General features: G+C 43.2%; 19 protein-coding genes. 15 read left to right on the forward strand and 4 right to left on the reverse strand.

The annotated features are described in order from the left end of the window. The first annotated feature begins 84 nt into the window (after positions 1–84). The 5 genes from F3J22_RS04475 (at position 85) to F3J22_RS04495 (ending at position 4,030) form a co-directional block, all read left to right on the forward strand. Positions 85–729 (forward strand): hypothetical protein, encoded by a 645-nt coding sequence (locus tag F3J22_RS04475; RefSeq protein ID WP_167014697.1) that lies wholly within the window; start codon positions 85–87, stop codon positions 727–729. Next, entirely contained in the window at positions 726–1,028 is a 303-nt protein-coding gene (locus tag F3J22_RS04480; RefSeq protein WP_167014699.1) for a transcriptional regulator, read from the forward strand. Before F3J22_RS04475 ends, F3J22_RS04480 begins: the two co-directional genes overlap by 4 nt. A 53-nt stretch (positions 1,029–1,081) precedes the next feature. Next, positions 1,082–2,434 (forward strand): cell envelope integrity protein CreD, encoded by a 1,353-nt coding sequence (creD, locus tag F3J22_RS04485; RefSeq protein ID WP_167014702.1) that lies wholly within the window; start codon positions 1,082–1,084, stop codon positions 2,432–2,434. 501 nt (positions 2,435–2,935) lie between these two features. After that, positions 2,936–3,301: a diacylglycerol kinase family protein gene (locus F3J22_RS04490; protein ID WP_167014704.1), complete on the forward strand. Its 366-nt coding sequence runs from the start codon at positions 2,936–2,938 to the stop codon at positions 3,299–3,301. A gap of 42 nt (positions 3,302–3,343) precedes the next feature. Then, on the forward strand, positions 3,344–4,030 hold the full coding sequence (locus F3J22_RS04495) for a DUF1361 domain-containing protein (protein ID WP_167014706.1): 687 nt from the start codon (positions 3,344–3,346) through the stop codon (positions 4,028–4,030). Positions 4,031–4,082: 52 nt separating this feature from the next. Here F3J22_RS04495 and F3J22_RS04500 read toward each other — a convergent pair whose 3' ends face one another. Further along, positions 4,083–7,544, reverse strand: coding sequence for a hypothetical protein (locus tag F3J22_RS04500; RefSeq protein WP_167014708.1), 3,462 nt, complete (start codon positions 7,542–7,544; stop codon positions 4,083–4,085). Between the two features lie 55 nt (positions 7,545–7,599). Between F3J22_RS04500 and F3J22_RS04505 the strand changes: the two genes are divergently transcribed. Then, positions 7,600–8,238 carry an MBL fold metallo-hydrolase gene (locus tag F3J22_RS04505; RefSeq protein ID WP_167014710.1) on the forward strand — a complete coding sequence of 213 codons (639 nt, stop codon included), beginning with the start codon at positions 7,600–7,602 and terminating at the stop codon, positions 8,236–8,238. Between the two features lie 63 nt (positions 8,239–8,301). On the opposite strand, the gene F3J22_RS04510 is transcribed toward F3J22_RS04505, so the two are convergent. Continuing rightward, positions 8,302–9,831, reverse strand: coding sequence for a lipopolysaccharide biosynthesis protein (locus tag F3J22_RS04510; protein WP_167014712.1), 1,530 nt, complete (start codon positions 9,829–9,831; stop codon positions 8,302–8,304). Positions 9,832–9,852: 21 nt separating this feature from the next. After that, complete coding sequence (gene arfB, locus F3J22_RS04515; protein WP_167014714.1) at positions 9,853–10,254, reverse strand: alternative ribosome rescue aminoacyl-tRNA hydrolase ArfB; 402 nt, start codon at positions 10,252–10,254, stop codon at positions 9,853–9,855. A 76-nt stretch (positions 10,255–10,330) separates the two neighbouring features. On the opposite strand from arfB, the gene F3J22_RS04520 reads away from it, so the two are divergent. From F3J22_RS04520 to F3J22_RS04560, 9 genes are all read left to right on the forward strand, one after another. Then, positions 10,331–11,698, forward strand: coding sequence for a hypothetical protein (locus F3J22_RS04520; protein WP_167014716.1), 1,368 nt, complete (start codon positions 10,331–10,333; stop codon positions 11,696–11,698). Positions 11,699–11,735: 37 nt separating this feature from the next. Continuing rightward, complete coding sequence (locus tag F3J22_RS04525; RefSeq protein ID WP_167014718.1) at positions 11,736–13,109, forward strand: hypothetical protein; 1,374 nt, start codon at positions 11,736–11,738, stop codon at positions 13,107–13,109. A 23-nt stretch (positions 13,110–13,132) separates the two neighbouring features. Further along, positions 13,133–14,485, forward strand: a complete 1,353-nt coding sequence (locus F3J22_RS04530; protein WP_167014720.1) for a hypothetical protein — start codon at positions 13,133–13,135, stop codon at positions 14,483–14,485. A gap of 32 nt (positions 14,486–14,517) precedes the next feature. Then, positions 14,518–14,970, forward strand: coding sequence for a D-aminoacyl-tRNA deacylase (gene dtd, locus F3J22_RS04535; protein ID WP_167014722.1), 453 nt, complete (start codon positions 14,518–14,520; stop codon positions 14,968–14,970). A gap of 145 nt (positions 14,971–15,115) precedes the next feature. Continuing rightward, positions 15,116–15,622, forward strand: a complete 507-nt coding sequence (locus F3J22_RS04540; RefSeq protein WP_167014724.1) for a hypothetical protein — start codon at positions 15,116–15,118, stop codon at positions 15,620–15,622. A gap of 76 nt (positions 15,623–15,698) precedes the next feature. Further along, positions 15,699–16,178 carry a hypothetical protein gene (locus F3J22_RS04545; protein ID WP_167014726.1) on the forward strand — a complete coding sequence of 160 codons (480 nt, stop codon included), beginning with the start codon at positions 15,699–15,701 and terminating at the stop codon, positions 16,176–16,178. 131 nt (positions 16,179–16,309) lie between these two features. Next, positions 16,310–16,636, forward strand: coding sequence for a nucleotide pyrophosphohydrolase (locus F3J22_RS04550; protein ID WP_167014728.1), 327 nt, complete (start codon positions 16,310–16,312; stop codon positions 16,634–16,636). A gap of 10 nt (positions 16,637–16,646) precedes the next feature. Then, the gene (locus tag F3J22_RS04555) at positions 16,647–17,585 is read left to right on the forward strand and encodes a YihY/virulence factor BrkB family protein (RefSeq protein WP_167014730.1); all 939 of its coding nucleotides are present in this window, start codon (positions 16,647–16,649) and stop codon (positions 17,583–17,585) included. Positions 17,586–17,667: 82 nt separating this feature from the next. Continuing rightward, the gene (locus tag F3J22_RS04560; protein WP_167014732.1) at positions 17,668–19,095 is read left to right on the forward strand and encodes a glycine--tRNA ligase; all 1,428 of its coding nucleotides are present in this window, start codon (positions 17,668–17,670) and stop codon (positions 19,093–19,095) included. A 58-nt stretch (positions 19,096–19,153) separates the two neighbouring features. Here the strand turns inward: F3J22_RS04560 and F3J22_RS04565 are convergent, their stop codons facing one another. Next, positions 19,154–19,873: a ferredoxin--NADP reductase gene (locus F3J22_RS04565; RefSeq protein ID WP_167014734.1), complete on the reverse strand. Its 720-nt coding sequence runs from the start codon at positions 19,871–19,873 to the stop codon at positions 19,154–19,156. Between the last annotated feature and the right edge of the window lie 140 nt (positions 19,874–20,013).

Genomic DNA, 20,013 nt, shown 5'->3' on the forward strand with positions numbered 1-20,013 from the left:
GATACCTTAACGTTCCAATGACAAAAAAATATATTTTGAAATATTAAAATTTAAGTTAGCTTTGTATTGCAAAGTGCTTTTTATATGACAGAACACGAACATCTACAAGCTATAACAGACATTCGTCGGATAATGGAGCGGAGTAGTCGGTTTATTTCGCTAAGTGGCCTCAGTAGCATATCTGCGGGGATTGTAGCATTGATAGGTGCGGGTGTGGCGCAGCAGATGTTTGATGGATATTATGCGCGTTGGACAGCGAGGGGAAGATATGATGTAGCGGACTATATATACCTGAGAAACGGTTTAGTTTTATTGGGTTTAGCAGTGATGGCGGGGGCATTTTTATTCGGTATTCTGTTTACTTATCGTAAGGCGAGGAAGAATGGATTGCCGGTATGGGACATGACTGCGCGGAAAGTATTTTTTAGTGGTGCTTTGCCGATGGCAATCGGAGGTGTATTTATACTTGGTTTACTATATAACGGTGCGGAGTGGCTGGTGGGTACTTCTACCCTGATCTTTTACGGACTGGCGCTGATCAATGCCAGTAAGTATACGGTGCCGGAAATACGTTATCTGGGTATAACGGAAACGGTGCTGGGATTGCTAAATCTTTTCTTTTTGGGCAAAGGGCTTTATTTTTGGGCCATTGGATTCGGCATCTGTCACATCATATATGGTATTTTGATGTGGTGGAAGTACGATAGAAAGGAGAATCATCAATCATGAATATAAACCCGATCGGTAATTTAAATAAGGTTTTTGAGAGTCGTATCAGGCTGGGTGTGATGAGCATCCTGATGGTGAATGACGAGATCAATTTTAATGATCTCAAGCAGATGCTGGAGGTTACTGATGGTAATCTGGCGTCTCACCTGAACACGCTGGAAGAAAACGGCTATATCAAAGTCCACAAAGGTTTTATCGGACGTAAAACCAATACGACCTATGCGATTACTGCAGCCGGTGAAAAAGCCTTCAAAGGTCATCTGGTGGCCCTTGAAAACATGATTCGGTTTACGAAATAATTTTTTTTGCCCTTTTACTTTGAAATACAAAGTACTTTTAAAAATAAAAAAATATGGAAAACGAAATACAACAGCCATCGTTCTACGACCGTTTTGCCTATGCGTTAAAGGCTTTTATAGTTTTTGTACTGATCCTTGTTTTGTTGATACCTATCATGATGGTGAGCAGCCTTGTGGACGAGCGTGGTTCACGTTACCGCGAAGCGGCTGCCAAAATCGGGGAAAGCTGGGGCCAGCAACAAACAATAACCGGCCCTCTCCTGGCGATTCCTGCTAAAAATGATTCCAGCGGGTACGGCTATGTATACCTGATGCCACGCGAGCTAAAGATAAATGGCGAGGTAATCCCGCAGGAACTGAAAAGAGGAATTTATAACGTCAATGTCTATACTGCGAAAATGCAGTTAAGCGGTAGCTTTTCTATGCATGATCTACAGGCACTGCATCTCTCTCCTTCCGCCATTCAACCGGAGAAAGCAGTATTGGCATTGGGGTTGGCAGATCTGAAAGGATTAAGCAGCCAGGTAAAGGTGAAATGGAATGATCAATCCTATGAATTTGGGGCAGGCACACCTGGGGGCATTTTCCATGCACATTATCCTGGAAGCAGTGAAACAATGATCCCTGCATCTTCCGGCATTCAGGCTGCCATTCCCCTACCCTACGGAACTTCTGACAGCGTATTCAACTTTACAGTAGATATTGCCCTGAAAGGCTCTACGAAGCTGGTTTTCAGCCCTGTTGGCAAATCAACCGTTATAAGCATAAACTCCAGCTGGCCCAGTCCCAGCTTCGATGACGTGATGCTGCCTGTAGAACGTAAGGTGACTGATAAGGGCTTTACTGCCAGTTGGGAGATGCAGGACCTGAAAAGAGATTTTCCGCAGACATGGATTGATAACCAGTACAATATAAACAAGGATGATTTCGGAGTATCCCTGATCACTCCGGTGGATACCTATCAGCAAACGAGCAGATCTGTCAAGTATGCGTTCCTGCTGATATGTCTCACTTTCTTTGTGTACTATATCGTTGAAACAGCGCAGCAACGCAGCGTTCACCCTGTCCAGTACGGATTGATCGGTATCGCACTTTGCATCTTTTATGTGTTGCTGCTGTCTGTTTCAGAGCAGCTGGGATTTGGCCTCGCTTATCTCATTGCCAGTGTGATGACCATAGGCCTGATAAGCGCATACACGGCTTCTGTGCTCAGTACGCGGATAGCCATCAGCATTGGCGCTGTGCTTGCCCTGATCTATGCTTTTGTATATATCATTATCAGTGCGGAAGATTATGCACTCCTGATGGGTAGCTTTGGGCTCTTTATTACACTGGCAGGCATTATGTTTTATAGCAGGAAGATTAACTGGAACCGCACTCGTAAAAACGTCGCAGTACATTCATAACCTCAGCCGGCCTGTTGCGCTGCCGGTCAGCGTAACAGGCTTTTAAAACAATGTTTTATGTATTCAGATAAAGAATCCCTGGGCAGATTTTTCCTGCGCTTTATGCTGGAAATGATGAAAAGCAACCCGATAATATTTTGCGTTTCAATCATTTCAATAGTAGCAGTGTTTTTTATCGTTAGAGAAGAGTACAGAAAATATCTTCCGGAAAATTAAACTGGTATAACATGGTAATGCTTGATATGTCAGATTATAGACTTCCGATTCTTAAAGTAGTGCTGTGTTTGGTGGCAATTACAATTGTGGGACTTATTTTAGTGCTCTTAGGGGCAATTGTGCTTGCAAACATTGTCAATGCGGTCAGTAAACTGATCAGCTATTTAAGTCACAGGAAGCCGTAAAACCAGATACTTCCGGAAATGATTAAATTTGATTATCTGCATTTAACATTTCTATTAACACAGTGCTATAAACACTGCACTGCAAACAGATAGCTTTGATATGTCAAATTCTTACTTCCGGAAAAGACTCGCCAGTTTCGGTTATGCATTTACAGGGATATTCTCATTTGTAAAATCGGAACCACATGCACGTATACACGCTGTAGCCACTGTGATAGTAGTGGTAGCGGGTTGCTGGTTTCATGTAGGCAAGCAGGACTGGTTATGGCTGATATGGGCCATGGCCATCGTCTGGATTACAGAAATGATGAATACTGTCATTGAAAAAATGATGGACCACTTATCGCCGGCCATTCATCCTACCGTAAAATTTATCAAGGATGTAGCTGCCGGGGCAGTGCTGGTAGCGGCTTTTGCCGCAGCTATCACCGGCGCTGTTATCTTCTGGCCCTACATCTTCCGTTAACCATTTATTCCTATACTGTTTCACCGTTAATAGCGAAACATCATGCAGTATCTAAAGCAATTATTCAGAAAAATCAGCTTAATCGCAGAAAGGCCAAAGCTTTTACACATCCTCTATGCGAGCATCGTATTCAGCTTGTTGCTGGTTACCTTTCGTATGTACTATACCGGTAGTATGCTGAGAGCTTCGCTGGTATGGAACTTGTTCCTGGCATATATTCCTTTTGCACTCACTAACTGGATGGAAAGGAATCCTGCCGAAATGAAACAACGATTGAACTGGTATATCTGCTTTGTGGTATGGCTGGTGTTTATTCCGAATGCGCCGTACATTATCACTGATCTGTTTCACCTGTTCGACGGTGGTGTGCCGGTATGGTTCGAGCTTTTCCTCATCTGCTCTTTTGCCTTTAATGGTATGCTGATGGGATATATGTCGATACGCAGTATGGAGAAGATGTGGAGCCGCAGGTATACGCGCTGGCCGGCCTGGCTGTTCAGTTTCCCGGTTTTGTTCCTCAGCAGTCTGGGTGTTTATATTGGTCGTTATTTGCGTTATAACAGCTGGGATGTAGTAAAAGATCCTGTTACCCTTACAAGAGATTTGATCGCTTTATTTACCCATCCATGGGAAAACCGTCACGCCTGGGCTTTTACCATATGCATGGGCGTGTTCCTAAGCCTGATGTACCCGCTGGTCAAGCAACGTCTTTCACGAGACGTGCAATAAAAAAGGGCCTCTACTTTGTAGAGGCCCTTTTTATATGATCAGTTTCTTTCTCTTAGAAATCAACACCCATACCGAAATACCAGATAGGGCCATTTTTGAAGAAATTCACTAAAGGCCAGCCGGCATCTACACGGAGGAAATAACCTGCGATAGTAGTACGGGCACCAAAGCCATAACCGCCAATGAATGGTCCGAGGAAGCCTTCCTTGATTTTGGTAACAACACCGGTTCCATCATTATATATGGCGTAGTTGGCATCTTTAAATGACAGCTTTTCGTTCCATGCAGTACCAATATCCACGAAGCTGGTCAGCTGTGCATTACGAAGGAATGCGGAGTTGATTGGCTTATCGATGAAGGTGGCGAATATCGGTAACCTGAGCTCTGTATTCAATAACATGACGTTGTTACCATTTTTAGCATTCTGCTTATAACCGCGGAGGTTCTCAGCAAGCGTCTGGTAAGCGTAGTTCGTATTATGAACAGGTGTGTTGAGGTTGATCTGCGGGTTCAGCCAGTTGTCGATACCACCCAGGTAGTACAACAGCTTACGACTACCCCACGACATGTCCATGGAGAATCTGGTAGCCCAGATAAAGTTGCGGTATATTTTTTCGTAGTGGCGGATATCAACTCCCCAGTTGTAAGTAAAGCGCCCGTTGACGGCTGGGGCATTCGGATTGAAAGCCTCATTCAGCCCGTTATTGGTTAACTGCGAGTTGAGATCTACATAGAGCTTATACCGCGTACCATTCCAGATGTTAATGGCCGGGTTGATGGTATTGTCGTATACGTATTCCAGTCTTAATAAAGCGTAGGTTTCTTTCAGATCCGGTGCTTCCAGGCTATGCTGGGTATATGCTTCCTTCACCAGTTTATCTGTACGGATACCACCCTGCATACGTATGCTTCTTACCTGATCAAACGGATAACGTACTTCTGCCTGGAATAAATTGGTAATCAATCTGGCAGGCACCCAGGTAACTAAATTCTGTACCCGGTCAGTATCCTGCACTGCTCCACTTTTATCTACCTTACGATAATAAGTGAATTTATAATCGAAACGCTTCTTGAGGTAAGAGGCGGTAAAGAAGTATTCAGATCCCTGTAAGCTGGATGGAATACGGAAACCTCCGTTGAATTTGACATCTTCAAACAGATCGCTGACGCCTATACGAATTAATCCGTTTACCGGATCGGTCAGGCGGATCGGACCTCCCGGAGGGCCGGTATAGATCTGATATCTGTTGATCAGTACGGAGTTATCTATCTGAAGTATCAGGTAGTCTGACGCGAATTTCCACTTATAAGGGAACAGCTTGGACGATTTCAATACCGATGGCTTGGCGCCGGAGCTCTTATCGCCAAAGAGCGACAAACGGTCGTTGTCTTTATCATCGGCAGCCAGGTTCAGTATGGCAGGTGTGCTGCTGTTATTGCTGTTATTACCGTTGGCAGATGAATCTGTCGTTTCATTGGAGAACTCGTTCTGGAAGAAATTAGGATGACTGCTGGTATCTTTTTTAGGTGCTGACAAATAGGTGGGCAGCCCCTGTTTGATACTGTCTGCATGCATCTGGTCCTGGCGGAAATGCGTAGGACGGGCAGAGACATTGCGTCTGCGTAAGGTGTTGGTATCTACCTTCAGCTTCATCAGTCGTTTGATATCTGCATATCCTACTACTTCCGAAACCTCGCCCTGTTCACCTGTAACTCTTGACTCCAGGATACCATAAGGGTAGTTGGAGATCGGGAACGTATAGGTGGAGTCGTTAGTAATGATCACTGCTTCTACCGAATCCGGAGCGGTGGCGCCATAGGCTGCCAGCGCGGAATCCAGTTCTTCTTTTTCCGGGTTGTGCAGGATCTCTGATCCTACATAGAACAGGGAATCCACGCCCATGTTCTGGGATTTGAAGAAGCCGGCATAACGGTTACGGATACCGTTTGCATCGGAAACGAAAGTAAAGTGCGTGGTATTATATTGCATTGGCAGACGGGCATTGCCATACTTCATGTCTGTCAGCTGCGTGATTTGTTTATCTGCGCTCTTATTCCAGTTATCCACCATGAAGATATTGTATGGATTGCCCAGCAGGGAGGTATCAGTACCTCTGCCTTTAGGGCCTGGTCTGTTGGAAGAGTAGATGATACCGCTCTTACCAGGGAATGCCGCGAAGGACGGGTCGAGGTCATCGTACACGTCGTTGGTGATCTGTTCTGTTTTAGAGTTGGTAATACTATAGGTAAAGATGTCGGTATGGCCATTTTTCACGGCAGACATCAGCAATGTATTTTCCTGAACCGGCATATACTTGAAGTCGATCACGCGGTCGAACTGCGGGAGGTCCTGACGGATGGTGATATGCGAGATCAGGTCATATATCATCAGTTTGGTATGGCCTTCATGTTCGTAGACGATAGCGAGGCGGTTACCTTTAGGGTTCCAGGCCATCATCGGATAATTTGGATCCAGTTGGTTGGCCAGCTGCATCACACCGCTCTTCAGCAATACTTTAGGCTTGTTCCAGCCAAGTTGTATCTGTACTTTATAAAGGCCTTTCTTGAATTCTACTACTGCGTAGGAATTGTTTTTAGGGTTGGCATTGAAGCGGTAATAATCGGATTTACCAATTTCCTGTGCTACTATCGTGCGGCCTTTGGCAGATGTTTTTCTGCGTTTGTTATCGTCTGAGTAGCGTTTGGTATAGTAGTACATGAAGTCCTGGGTCGCTTTTTTAGGCGTCAGACTCAGTACCTGCTCAAAACCTTTTTTCAGTCCGCGGTTGATACGGGTTATATACATCAGGTAAGGAACCGCATCTTTTCCGTATTTGGTTTCCACATAGTACCAGAAGGCATGGCCTGCCAGCAGTGGATGATCATATGCCAGCTGGTTAAAGTTGTTGTATTTCCCGGAAAGCATGATGGACTTGAGTTCTTCATCTTCTTTGGCGCTCCAGTTTTCTGCAGCGTAGGCGATGAAGCCATCGGTAAACCATTTAGGGAAGTCGATCAATGCGGCATTACCGGCAAACTCGCCGATATCTTCCCCGAAAAGGAGGGTTTCCAGCATAATACGCGCAATACCCTGGCGGATTTGCTTTCGGAGATTTTCGTGATTGCCATCAAAGTAAACGATCATTTTATTACCAACCAGCTTGGTAACACCACCTGTGTTCTGCCATTCCACACCGATCCCGATGTTAGATTGCTTCATCTCGGAAAAGCTGTTATACACAACTATGTTTACCCGTTGACGTGGGGTGGTTTCCATAAATTGTTCCAGCTGGGGCAATTCCTTCTCTGCAATCTGTACCACGTATTTTCCTAATTCCAGTCCACCCTGGGAAAAATAGGTATTAAAATGCCGACTTTGGTAGTATCTCCACTTAAAATTCTTAAACTGCACACGATTCTGGCCGAATTCTACTGTATTTGTCTGGGCAAACGATACCATCGTTCCAAGTAATAGGGCTCCGTGGAATAATAACCTGGTAATAAATCTGTTCATACAGAAAGTATTGATAATTTTGGATCTGTTTAAAATTAGCTAAAAAACGGGTAACATGATCGAACTTCACCAATTCACCTTTAGTCCCATGCAGGAAAATACCTACCTGCTTATTAACGAAAAAAAGGAATGTATAATTATAGACCCGGGTTGTTATTTTCAGGACGAAAGAAAAGAATTATTACAATATATACAAACGGAAGGACTAATTGTTACACGGCTGCTGAATACTCACTGCCATCTGGATCACATTTTTGGTAACAAATTAGTGTCTGAAACGTACAAGGTTCGTCCTGAAATTCATCCGCAGGAACAAGTGGTGCTGGACAACTCACAACAGGCTGGTGCTATGTATAACATGCCTTTTGATCCTTCCCCGATGCCCTCCAGGTACCTGCACGAAGGGGAAATTATACCCTTCGGAAAAGATGAGCTGGAGGTAATCCTCACACCAGGACATTCTCCGGGAAGTGTATCATTTTATTGTGCCAGTCAGAAATTATTAATTGCGGGAGATGTGCTGTTTTTCCAGAGCATCGGACGAACAGACCTGCCTGGTGGCGACTATGATACGCTGCTGGCCAGCATCCGGGAGAAACTTTTCGTACTGCCGGACGACGTTAGAGTGTTCCCGGGACATGGACCGGCAACAACCATCGGTTTTGAAAAAAGAAACAATCCATTCCTGGTATAATTAACCCGGAATTAATATTAAGGAGGCAGCCATCCCTATTTTCGTATAGGGATGGCTGTTTTATTAGCGGAGAAATTTACCGATCACCGGCAAACGGGCAAATTCCTTTTTCTCCATTTTCAGGATAAAGGCCAGGTAGCCCAGGAAAAAGACGGTAGCCAAAATCACATTGGAAGCGGTAATGGCATAGATATCTTTTGGAGAAAGGAAAGTAGTATTTATCCAGTTATAGATATAATAAATTCCTATTGCCAGCAATATATACGTAAGTAGTTTAGGTAGATGGTAAGGTACCGGATAGTATTTTTGTCCCCAGACATAACATATGATCATCTGCACCAGGTAACATACGCCAGTTGCCAGGGCTGCCCCGAAGTACCCCATAACAGGTATCCACCACCAGTTCAGCAGAAATGCAAGTCCGGCAGAAATCAGGGTGATTATTGCACCAGCCCTGGTTTGGTTGGTCAGTTTAAACCAGATAGTCAGGTTATAATAGATACCCAGGAAGATATATCCCATGAGCAATACCGGCACGATGGTCAGTCCTTCGTAATAGAAAGGTTTACGCAGGAATATCTTCCAGATATTCAGGTAAAGTGCTACAAAAAGGAACATGGTACATAGCAGCGCCACAAATATCTTCATGATACGGGCATAGGTCCGCTGGGGATTGTCCGTTTCTGCCTGCTTAAAGAAAAATGGTTCTGCCCCTAACTTAAACGCCTGTATGAACATATTGATCAACATGGCCAGTTTATAGTTGGCGCTATAAATAGCGATGGCTTTTTCCTGGTCCTGGCGGCTACCTTTAAGGTAGGTAGGCAGGAAATAGGCCCTGTCCATGGTTTCATTTACCATGCCGGCCATCCCAACGATGATGAGTGGCAGCGAATAGGAGATCATATCTTTCCATAACACCTTGTCAAATACCCATCTGAGCTTTCTGAGCTGGGGAAGGAACATGACAAAGGTGAGGCCGCTGGCCAGTACATTACTTAAAAAGATATAGCTCACCTGTGAGTTGGTACCTATAATATCCGGGAGCCAGTGATGGCCTTTGGCATATAAATAAGGAACACCTAACAGGAAAAATACGTTGAAGAATACGTTGGTCAGGATATTGGCTACTCTGATGGCTGCATATTTCATTGGCCTGTTCTCATAACGGAGCTGGGCAAACGGAATTGCTGTCAGGGCATCAAAACCCATGATCATTACCAGGTAAAGATAGCTTTCCGGATGAGTCAGCAAGCCGGCTAATTGACCCGAATTTGAGTGAACTACGGGGTTTTGTAGCAGAAATAGCAAAAAAGTGGCTATGATCGTGCTACATATCAATGAGATCATGGAAGTACTCAATACCATGTTCTCATTGTCTTTTTTGGCATAACGGAAGAAAGCCGTTTCCATTCCGTAAGTCAATACGATATTGGCAAAAGGAACATAGGCATATGCAATGTTCATTTCGGCCACCGCCTTGTAGGTAAGTATTTGCAGATAAAACGGTGTCAGAAAATAGTTGAGCAGCTTGCTCACTATGTTACTAAGGCCATAATATATCGTTTGCCCTGCCAGGTTCTTTATGCTCAAAGCCTAAAATTTTTTGCTAAGTTATTCAAAGTTTCCGCCTCTGCGTTGCTGCTTTTTGTCGGACAGTCTTTTCTTGAACTGTATCCGCTTCTCTACCATCGCTTTGGAAGGTTTTGTTGCAATACGTTTCTTCCGGGGAATCAGCGCTTTGTTAATCAAGTCATTGATTTTACGGATCACTTCGTATTTATTTCCCAGCTGTGTGCGCGCCGTTTGTGACTTTACCAGCAAAATACCGTCGGCATTGATTCTGTTGGAGAGTTTTTCTCTTACAATTGCTTGTTGCTCAGTGGTTAACAAGGTTGTGGAGCCGATGTCAAAGTAACCTTCTACCATGGTTTCCACCTTATTTACGTTTTGTCCTCCCTTGCCCCCGCTACGTGCTGTACGGAAACTGATCTCAGGAGTTACATCTATATTCATTACGTATTAATATAAAAATTAATAATCTAGTGTTATATTAGAAAGCAATTTATTAAAACTACCGCTAATCTAACCTATGAAATTATTTACTGTTGACCAGAGGCTTGTTATTAATAAGCTCTGGATCCCTGTACTGGCAACAATAGTCATGCTATTGCCGTTTGTTATTTCCAGAATATCCCAAATGGAGTCGGTATCGTATTATGACTTGTCTTTTGCAATGGATGGGAAGTTATGGGGTATTCCTATGAACATGATACTTTTACTGCCTGTATATGTACTGATGTACAGCCTGGAATTTTTCGTGCTAAAAAACAAACGTGCAGTGCCGGTGACGCTCCTGGGTGCTTTGCTCCTGACCGGTTTTTTATTATTTGAATCCAGGGCCTCCATTGCTGAAGGGAACGCCCGGATATATGCCTATGCTGGTGTTGAATGTATTATCTGGGTATCACTCCTGCTCCTGCGCACGTATGCTTTGGAAAAGAAAAGCAAAACTGACCTGATTACGGCCATCATTGCGGGGTTGCTGATTTCAATAATGCCCTGGGGACACTCCATCGTTTATATTATTAACAACTTCCTGGAGTCAAAGTATCTGGCCGGATTTGAATGTATGTTTGGCTATGCCGTGTTTCCGATGGTCTACTATCTCCTTGTCTTTGTGGCGGAAAATATATCGAAAAACAACTTCATTCAAGCGGTGAAATCGAAAATAACGATCATGGATAAACGTACTTATCTGTTTGCCGTTATTGCCTTGTATGCCATGATAGTTGGTGCAGCGATTACTACAACTAATGTCTTTGCACCAAGAGGTTATGGGGTCCTGCTTCATTACATCACGCATGTTCCGTTATTGCTACAATTGCTGGTTGCTATGGGTGTATTACTGCTGGCGCCCTATATGCTGAAAAATATTGTGATGGCAAGATTGCTGACAGTGGGAAAGTCGGGGAAGCTATGGCTGGTTGGTCATTTCATTCCTGTCATTAACGTTATTGTTACACTGGTTCTTTTCAACAGCAGGGAAGTGCATAGCAATGAAGAAGAAAACGCGTTGCTGTATGTGGAGGAACCCGAGTCTGATGTGAGATATTATTTCCTCATATTCAACGTATTTATTCTGATATGGGGCTGCATAATGGTATTTGCAAGGGGCCGTGTTTCAGAAGGAAAACTGTTCCTTTCTTTACTGAGCTTCCGGCTTACACTGGTAAGCGTTTTTTTCAGACATAAATGGCCGGTTTATGTACTGTGTGCTATCTCCGTTATTTGTTGCTGTAGTATTGCCTATGGCGAATTTGCTGCTTTCTGGATGATGCAGATTGTCTTATCTTTCTATTATATGATGGAAGTGTTTCATCCTGCGTTGTATGGTGAAGATGCGGTGCTTTATCACAAAGCAAAAGACGTGGTAGAAGAGGATACTATTCTTGCATGATAATATATTGTTATTATTCCCCTAAACATTTATCCCTATGCAATTATTTACTGATAACCAATCAAAGGTAATAAGTAAGATATGGATACCGGCCGTGCTTGGAGCCATATTTATCTTTGGGCATATCTTACTAAAGAGATTCGCCGACTATACCCCTTCCATGGGTTTGGGCGCCAGGATTTTTGACAATTACCGTGGCGCTTTACTAACTTTTTTGCCGCTACTCTATCTGACGTACAACCTGGAATTTTTTATTTTGGAGAATAAACATCGCTTTACCGTGGCGATAGCAAGTTTTGCACTGCTGGGCGGAGCATGGGCCTACTTTGAGAATTTCTCCACAGATGCAATGACCACCATGAAAGCCGAAATGGTTACGGTACTTATCTGGGCCGTACTGCTATTGATGCGTAGTTTTTCCTTTGGGAAAAAAGATAAAAATAGCTTGGTGCTGGCCATAGCAACAGCCTTTATCTTTGGCTTGAAGCCTTTAAGTGAGTCGGTATTTCATATGCTAACCCAGGGGTATACCTATCAGAATGGTGCGATATTAGAATTGGTATACTGTAGTGTGATATTTCCTGTAACTTATTACCTGGTGCTGTTTATCGGAGACAATCTGACAGATAATTCAACACGAAAAGACTACCTGATCAGTCTTAGGTCTAAACTAACGGTAATAGATAAACGAAGCTATCTGTTTTTATTCATTGGACTTTATAGTCTGCTACTTCCTGCTGCCGAAAGATGTGTTCATATCTTTTCGCTTGGTGGAATGCGTCAGATTCAGGAGTTTTTTTCCGGGAATGGTTTAATGTTGATCAGTTTTTTATATTGTCTGGGTGTAATGATAACAGTACCGTATGTGCTCAGAAATATTCTTGTTGCCAGGTCAATGACGATTAATAATACCGGGAAGGTATGGTTTCTGTTCCATTTTTTTCCGGTGTTCCATATCATACCTGCTATACTTTATTATGCTGCACCGGATGTTAATGTCACAGCAGGAGAAAATGGCACCACTTATATGAGCCAGCCTATGCCGGTACTGAGATATGTGATGTCAGGATTAGGTATTGCTGTACTGGTATACCAGATGATAGTACTGGATGCCCGTATGGACAATGATGTATCCATATTTTATGCACTGGCATTTATTCGTATAGTTTTGTATATCCTGGTATTTAAGAAAGAATTTGCAGCATTCTTACTTCCTGGTATATCTATCCTGATAGTATTTTTTAGCAAAGATTACGGTGTCGCATATGGTGGACTTACAGTAATGCTGGAAGTGCTCGCTATGCAATATTTTCAGGAAATTTATCATCCATCCCTGGAAGATGCGGATGCAGAAATTTACCTGAACGAAGCAGCTACAATCGGAGAAGATGTAGTAGCAATTAATGACTAATATTTCACTTTTTATATTTCCCTATGCATCTGTTTACTGACAACCAATCGGCAGTTATAAAAAAAATCTGGATACCTGTATTGCTGGCAGCTATATTGAGTATAAGCTACCTTGTTTTTGTGAATTTTGGCAGATATGATCCCTATTTACCTATTGGCGGGGCCAGGATGTTTAATAATAGCTATGGTCCGTTGATATTTTGGTTACCGGTTATTTTAGTGACGTATAACCTGGAATTCTTCCTGGTACAACATAAGCACCGCATGCTTATTGCTGCTGTCAGCCTTGTATTGGTGGCGGGTTCATTGGGCCTTCCGGCACTAACGAATATGCTCGGTTCCGGGTACGGTGTAGTATATTTCACCTTTCTCATTTGGACTGCCTTGTTGCTACTGCGCTTTGTGGTGATGGGAAAGAAGGATACTAAAGCTATACTTATTGCGCTGGCGGTAGCTGTAGTGCTGACTGTTCAGCCCCCCGCACGCCCGCTGGCCAGTATTTTTATAAGAATGTTCGGATACGGCTACCTGATGGAATACGATATGCTTTATATGAACATGGTATTTCCCGTGACATATTATCTATTCCTCTTTATTGCTGAAAACCTGACAGACAGCAATTATATAAAGGCACTGAGATCCAAACTAACGGTGATGGATAAACACAGTTACCTGTTTTTGTTTGTTGGTTTATATAGCTTATTAATGCCGGCCGGCCGGATTCTGGCGGAGTTTTTGTCTAAAGGTTCACTGAATAATATAGGGTATATCTTTCGGAACGTTTTCACACCATTAGGCATAATATACGCCGTTGCTGTATTGGTTTTTGTACCTTATTTACTGAGAAATATTGTGGTGGCAAGATCATTGACAATCAGTAATCCTAATAAGTTCTGGTTCTTTCTTCATATCATACCCATTGTTAATACGATTGCTGTCTTGTTTTACTGGTCTGCGCCGGCGGTAAATACGACAGCAGGAGAAAACGGTACTACCTATATGAAAGAGCCGATGTCTGTATTGAGATATGTGATTATCGGAGTGGCTTTGCTGAGTATCTTATCGCAGGCATCGAATATAGCCAGGATGGAAGATGCAGGTGTATTCATGGGAATTGCAGTAGCAAAGCTTGTGCTGCTGATTATATTAATAAAACAGGAATGGGCGGTGTATGTGATGATGGGGTTGGTACTGCTGCCAATATTCTTTACCAGGTATTATGATTCCAGTACTGCTGCCTTAGCACTCTTGCAATGTGCTTTATCCATTCAGGCGTTCCTGGAAGTATATCATCCTTCACTGGAAGATGCTGATGCAGAGATATACCTGAAAGAAGAATCCGCTATCGGAGAAGATCTGGTTGTCGGTATGGACTGATTCCATTAACTTTCCATGAAAATGAAAAGCTAATGAGAGCTGTAATACAACGGGTTAGTCGTGCTTCTGTTACTGTAGATGGCGCTGTTACCGGCGCTATCGAAACAGGTTTACTGGTACTGTTGGGTATTGAAGATGCCGACACGGATGAAGATATACACTGGCTGAGCAGCAAAATCGTTAACCTGCGCATTTTTAATGATGATGCAGGTGTGATGAATGTTTCTGTTAAAGATGTCAACGGCGACATATTGCTGGTCAGCCAGTTTACCTTACACGCATCTACGAAAAAGGGTAACCGGCCATCCTACCTGCGTGCAAGTAAACCTGATTTTGCAATCCCTATGTACGAAAAAATGATTGCAAGGCTGGAGCAGGACATGGAAACAACCATCCAGCGCGGTATTTTTGGTGCCGATATGAAAGTCGAATTACTGAATGACGGTCCTGTAACAATAATTATTGATACCCAAAACCGGGAATAAATTTTTCTGTTAACCCCTGTAACTTTTCTTTGATAATCCCCGTTTTAACTTCATATGTAGATTGGCTACTGTAGTGGATTTAAACTTATCTAGCAAGCGGTAGATGTGCTTAAGTACTGTATTCCACATCCCCTAAAAAATAAATATGAAATTCACCAAAATCTTAATGATAGCCATGATGGCTATCCTGATGACAGCTGCATGCCGAAAGTCAAAAAAAGATAACGTATCTATATGTCCTTCAGTTAATTGTGTTATGTGGAATTCTGATTTTAATTTCCGGCTAATCAATGCTGTCACTAAAGAAGATCTTGTTTTCAGTTCATTCCCGTTAATTAAGCCAGAAGGAATTGCTCTAGATTATGGGGTTATTGTTAATGGGAACCTGGTATCGTATCACCCCTCCACAATGCCTGGTTCTGCTTCAACTAATTCATATTTACGTACGCCTCTTATTACTGGTGGTAATCATTCCAGAGGAAATATGACAATACGACTGACATTCAATTCTGGCTTAGTCAAAGAATTTACACTATCGGCGGATTATGAACAAACCGAGTGTTGCGGTGGTAATGCGGAGCATGTATGGATAGGTGATAAAGAATACACCGCAAAAAATCATGTAATTGATATTCCTGTTGTTGTCGATTAAATGTCGTTCAGCCTACAACGTTATTGCTTTTTTTATATAGAGAATCATATATACCGTTAATCAAAATTTTAATTTAATGAGAAATTTTATCCTGATACTGACTGTAGCTGGTCTGCTGTTTTCCTGTAAAAAAAGTCAGAAAGAGCCTATATGTGATGGAATCTATATCAATGGATCCAACTCATTTTATTTTACACTGGTAGATGCCTCAACGCAGCAGAACCTGGTGTTTGGTGCTGACGCAAAGATTAATCCTGATTATGTTTCCGTCTGGTATTATGATAAACAGATAGCACTGGTAAAAACAGAAGACACCAAAGCAAGCGGATTTTTTACCATGAATGTTACAGACCAGATGAAGCATTCGGCAATGGTGATGCGCTTTGATATTAAGATACGGAATGCCAGTAACGTAACAGATACAACTGTAATTTCTGTGCGTCCTGTATTTGATATGGTCCGCTGTTCTGGAGAACGGATTACCGGCATATATCTTAACAATGAAACTACTTTTTTAAAATCGCCGGAATTTGTTGTAAAGGTTCCTGTAAAATAATTGCTTAAATCCATCTACGTTTTAATTGAACCCGGCTTGCCGGATATTTACGCAGCTGTTAGCCCCAAATTTTCAGCTGAACATTGTTATGCCCCATTCGTTATCTTTAGGATAATAAAACTGTTATCCAAATGACGATAAAAGAAGCGCAGGACCGAATAGACAACTGGATCAATACTACTGGTGTCCGCTATTTCAGCGAACTCACGAATATGGCTATACTCACAGAAGAAGTCGGAGAAGTAGCCCGTGTAATGGCCCGTAAATATGGTGACCAGTCCTCCAAAGAAAGCGACAGTAAAAAAGAACTGGCTGATGAACTGGCTGATGTAATGTGGGTACTGTTGTGTATTGCCAATCAAACCGGTGTAGACATGACCGTGGCCCTCGAGAAAAACTTCGACAAGAAAAATATCCGCGATGCCAGCAGGCATTTAAATAACCCCAAGCTGAAATAATTCCCTTCCTATGAAAATATCAGACAGACTGAAAATAATCTGGCATGTGCTAAAACAATCCGGGAGCGATTTTCTGGATGATAAGGTGCTTAAACTGAGCGCTGCATTATCCTACTATACCATTTTTTCTATCGCACCCATGCTCATTATTATCATCTTTTTATGCGATATTTTTCTGGGAAAGGAGTCTATCGAAGGAAGCGTATATGGGCAGATCCGCTCGCTGGTGGGTAATGATGCCACCTTACAGATCAAGTCCATGATTACCAATGCGACCCTGTCCAATGATGTAAGCTGGGCCACTGTTTTCGGCGGTGCGATGCTGATGGTGGGCGCCACGGGGGTATTTGCGGAAATCCAGGATTCCATCAATTTTATCTGGAAATTAAAGGCAAAACCTAAGAAAAGCGGCATCATTAAGCTTTTACTAAACAGGCTGCTGTCCTTTTCCCTGGTGGTGAGTATGGGCTTCATTTTGCTGGTTTCCCTGGCATTGAATGGACTGATGGAAGTCATGAACCACCGGCTGCTGGCTGTTTTCCCGGAAGTAGAATACGTTGCGGTGTATGCCGCCAACCTCTGTATTACTTTCCTCGTAATTACCACGCTGTTTGCGATTATCTTCAAGGTACTGCCCGATGCCAAAATCCGCTGGAAAGACGTACTGGTAGGGGCTGTTGCTACTGCTACCCTCTTTATGATCGGGAAGTTTGCCATTGGCTTTTACCTGGGGGCCAGTAAGGTCTCTTCTGCCTATGGCGCCGCGGGTTCCATTGTAATTATTCTCCTCTGGGTATATTATTCCGCTGCCATTCTTTATTTTGGGGCCGTCTTCACCCGTGTATGGGTACAGTATTTCGGCTCCCGCATCTATCCAAATGAATACGCCATCTGGATGCAGGAAGTGCCAGTAGTGGAAAATAAGGATGATAATACTGGGGAAGGTTAGAAATATTTATTAATCAATTTTATACAGATGTTAAAATAATTACAACTGTATTTTCAAAATTGCCAGTTATCTTTGCGCAACTATGTCTACAGAACAGAATTTATTCCAGGCGATTATATCGCATTGTAAAGAATACGGTTTTATCTTTCAGTCCAGCGAAATTTACGATGGGCTCAGCGCGGTGTATGACTACGGTCAGAACGGGTCCGAGCTGAAAAAGAACATTAAGGACTACTGGTGGAAAAGCATGACCCAGCTGCATGAGAACATCGTCGGGATCGATGCTGCTATTTTCATGCACCCAACAACCTGGAAAGCTTCCGGACACGTAGATAACTTCTCCGATCCTATGATCGACAACAAGGATAGCAAAAAACGCTACCGTGTGGATCATCTCATCGAAGGCTTTGCTGAAAACTTACCTAAAGAGCAGGCAGATGAGCTGCTGGCTACTATGGACAGACTGCTGGCCGACAATGATTTTGACGGACTGAAGTCCTTAATTGAAGAGAAAAAAATTGCCTGCACTGTAAGCGGTACCGTTAACTGGACAGATGTACGTCAGTTCAACCTGATGTTCTCTACCCAGCTGGGAAGCGTTACAGATGAGGCAAGTGAAATATATCTGCGTCCTGAAACTGCACAGGGTATCTTCGTGAACTTCCTGAATGTGCAGAAAACGGGCCGTATGAAAGTGCCTTTCGGTATTGCACAAATCGGTAAAGCATTCCGTAACGAAATCGTTGCCCGTCAGTTCATCTTCCGTATGCGCGAATTTGAGCAGATGGAAATGCAGTTCTTTGTACGTCCGGGCTCCCAGAAAGAGTGGTACGACAAATGGAAGCAGACCCGCATGGAATGGCACCTGAGCCTGGGTATCGATCCGGCTAAATACCGCTTCAAAGACCACGTGAAACTGGCGCATTATGCTGATGCCGCTGTGGATATCGAATTCGAATTCCCGATTGGTTTCAAAGAGGTAGAAGGTATTCACTCCCGCACCGATTTCGATCTGAAACAACATGCGGAATACAGCAGAAAGAAAATTCAGTACTTCGATACAGAAATAAACCAGAACTATGTTCCTTACGTAATTGAGACCTCCATCGGTCTGGATCGTATGTTCCTGCTGGTTATCTGCAACGCATATGCGGAAGAACAGGTTGGTACCGAAGAAAAACCAGATACCCGCGTGGTATTACGCCTCCCTGCAAAACTGGCGCCTACCAAGCTGGCTATCCTGCCTTTAACCAAGAAGGATGGTCTGCCGGAACTGGCAAGAGAACTCATGGATCAGTGTAAGCCTTACTTCCATTGCTTCTATGAAGAGAAAGATACCATTGGCAGACGTTATCGCCGCCAGGATGCCATCGGTACTCCTTTCTGCGTAACCATCGACCACCAGACCAAAGAAGACGGTACTGTTACTGTTCGTCACCGCGACAGCATGGAGCAGGAACGTGTGCCTATGTCTGAGATCAGGAATATGGTAATGAATGCAATATTCTAATTAGCAGTAATATAACTGAAAGGGCCGTCTCTGCGCAACAGAGGCGGCTTTTTTATGCCTATCCGTACAGCTCCTGGTGAATGGCTTTACGATCGTAGCCCATAGCGGTAATACGTTGTTTTGCCTCGTCTATCATGGCTTTCCAGCCACAGAGATAGAAGTGCGCAGGGCGTTTGTCCTGCAGTAATTCTTCGTAAATGTTATGTACATAGCCTTTACGGCCGGTCCAATGCTCTTCCCTGCTGAGTGTAGGGATATAATGAAAACCGGGAAATTCGGCTTCCAGCTGCCGCATTTCGCTGGCATATAGCAGGTCCTTCTCATACCTGCAGCCATAGATCAGGTGTATGCCTTTATGAGGAACGCCATGCAGCTTAAGGTATTTGGCCATGGCCCTGAATGGCGCAATGCCTGTGCCGGTACAGATAAAGAAAATTTCAGTGTCTAACGTTTCCGGTAACACGAAAACACCCAGCGGCCCCCGTAGTAATAATTCGCTCCCCTCTTTTACCTCATTGAAAAGATAGGTAGTGCCTGCGCCCCCCTCCAGTAATACGATTACCAGCTCTATTTCATTGGTGCCGTCAGGATGTGAAGCAATAGAGTAACTACGCCATCTTTTGTTCTTCTTCTCGTGAATAGGAAGATCTAATGTTACAAATTGCCCCGGCTTGAAATCAAAAATATCCATGTCAGGAATCCTGATCCAAAACCTGCGCGTATTGTGGGTTTCATCCACAATCTTTGTAACAATGCCGGTGTGCCAGTTTTCAATCATGTGGAGTGGAATTTTAGTTACTGAATTTAAGCATATTCCAGTGCATTATGATGCGGTGATTATAAAAAATATCTCCTCGTAATTTTATCTAGATGATTGATAATTATATAGATAATAAATATGAAGTATATTTATATAAA

The organism is Chitinophaga sp. Cy-1792, from assembly GCF_011752935.1.
Taxonomy (GTDB): Bacteria; Bacteroidota; Bacteroidia; order Chitinophagales; family Chitinophagaceae; genus Chitinophaga.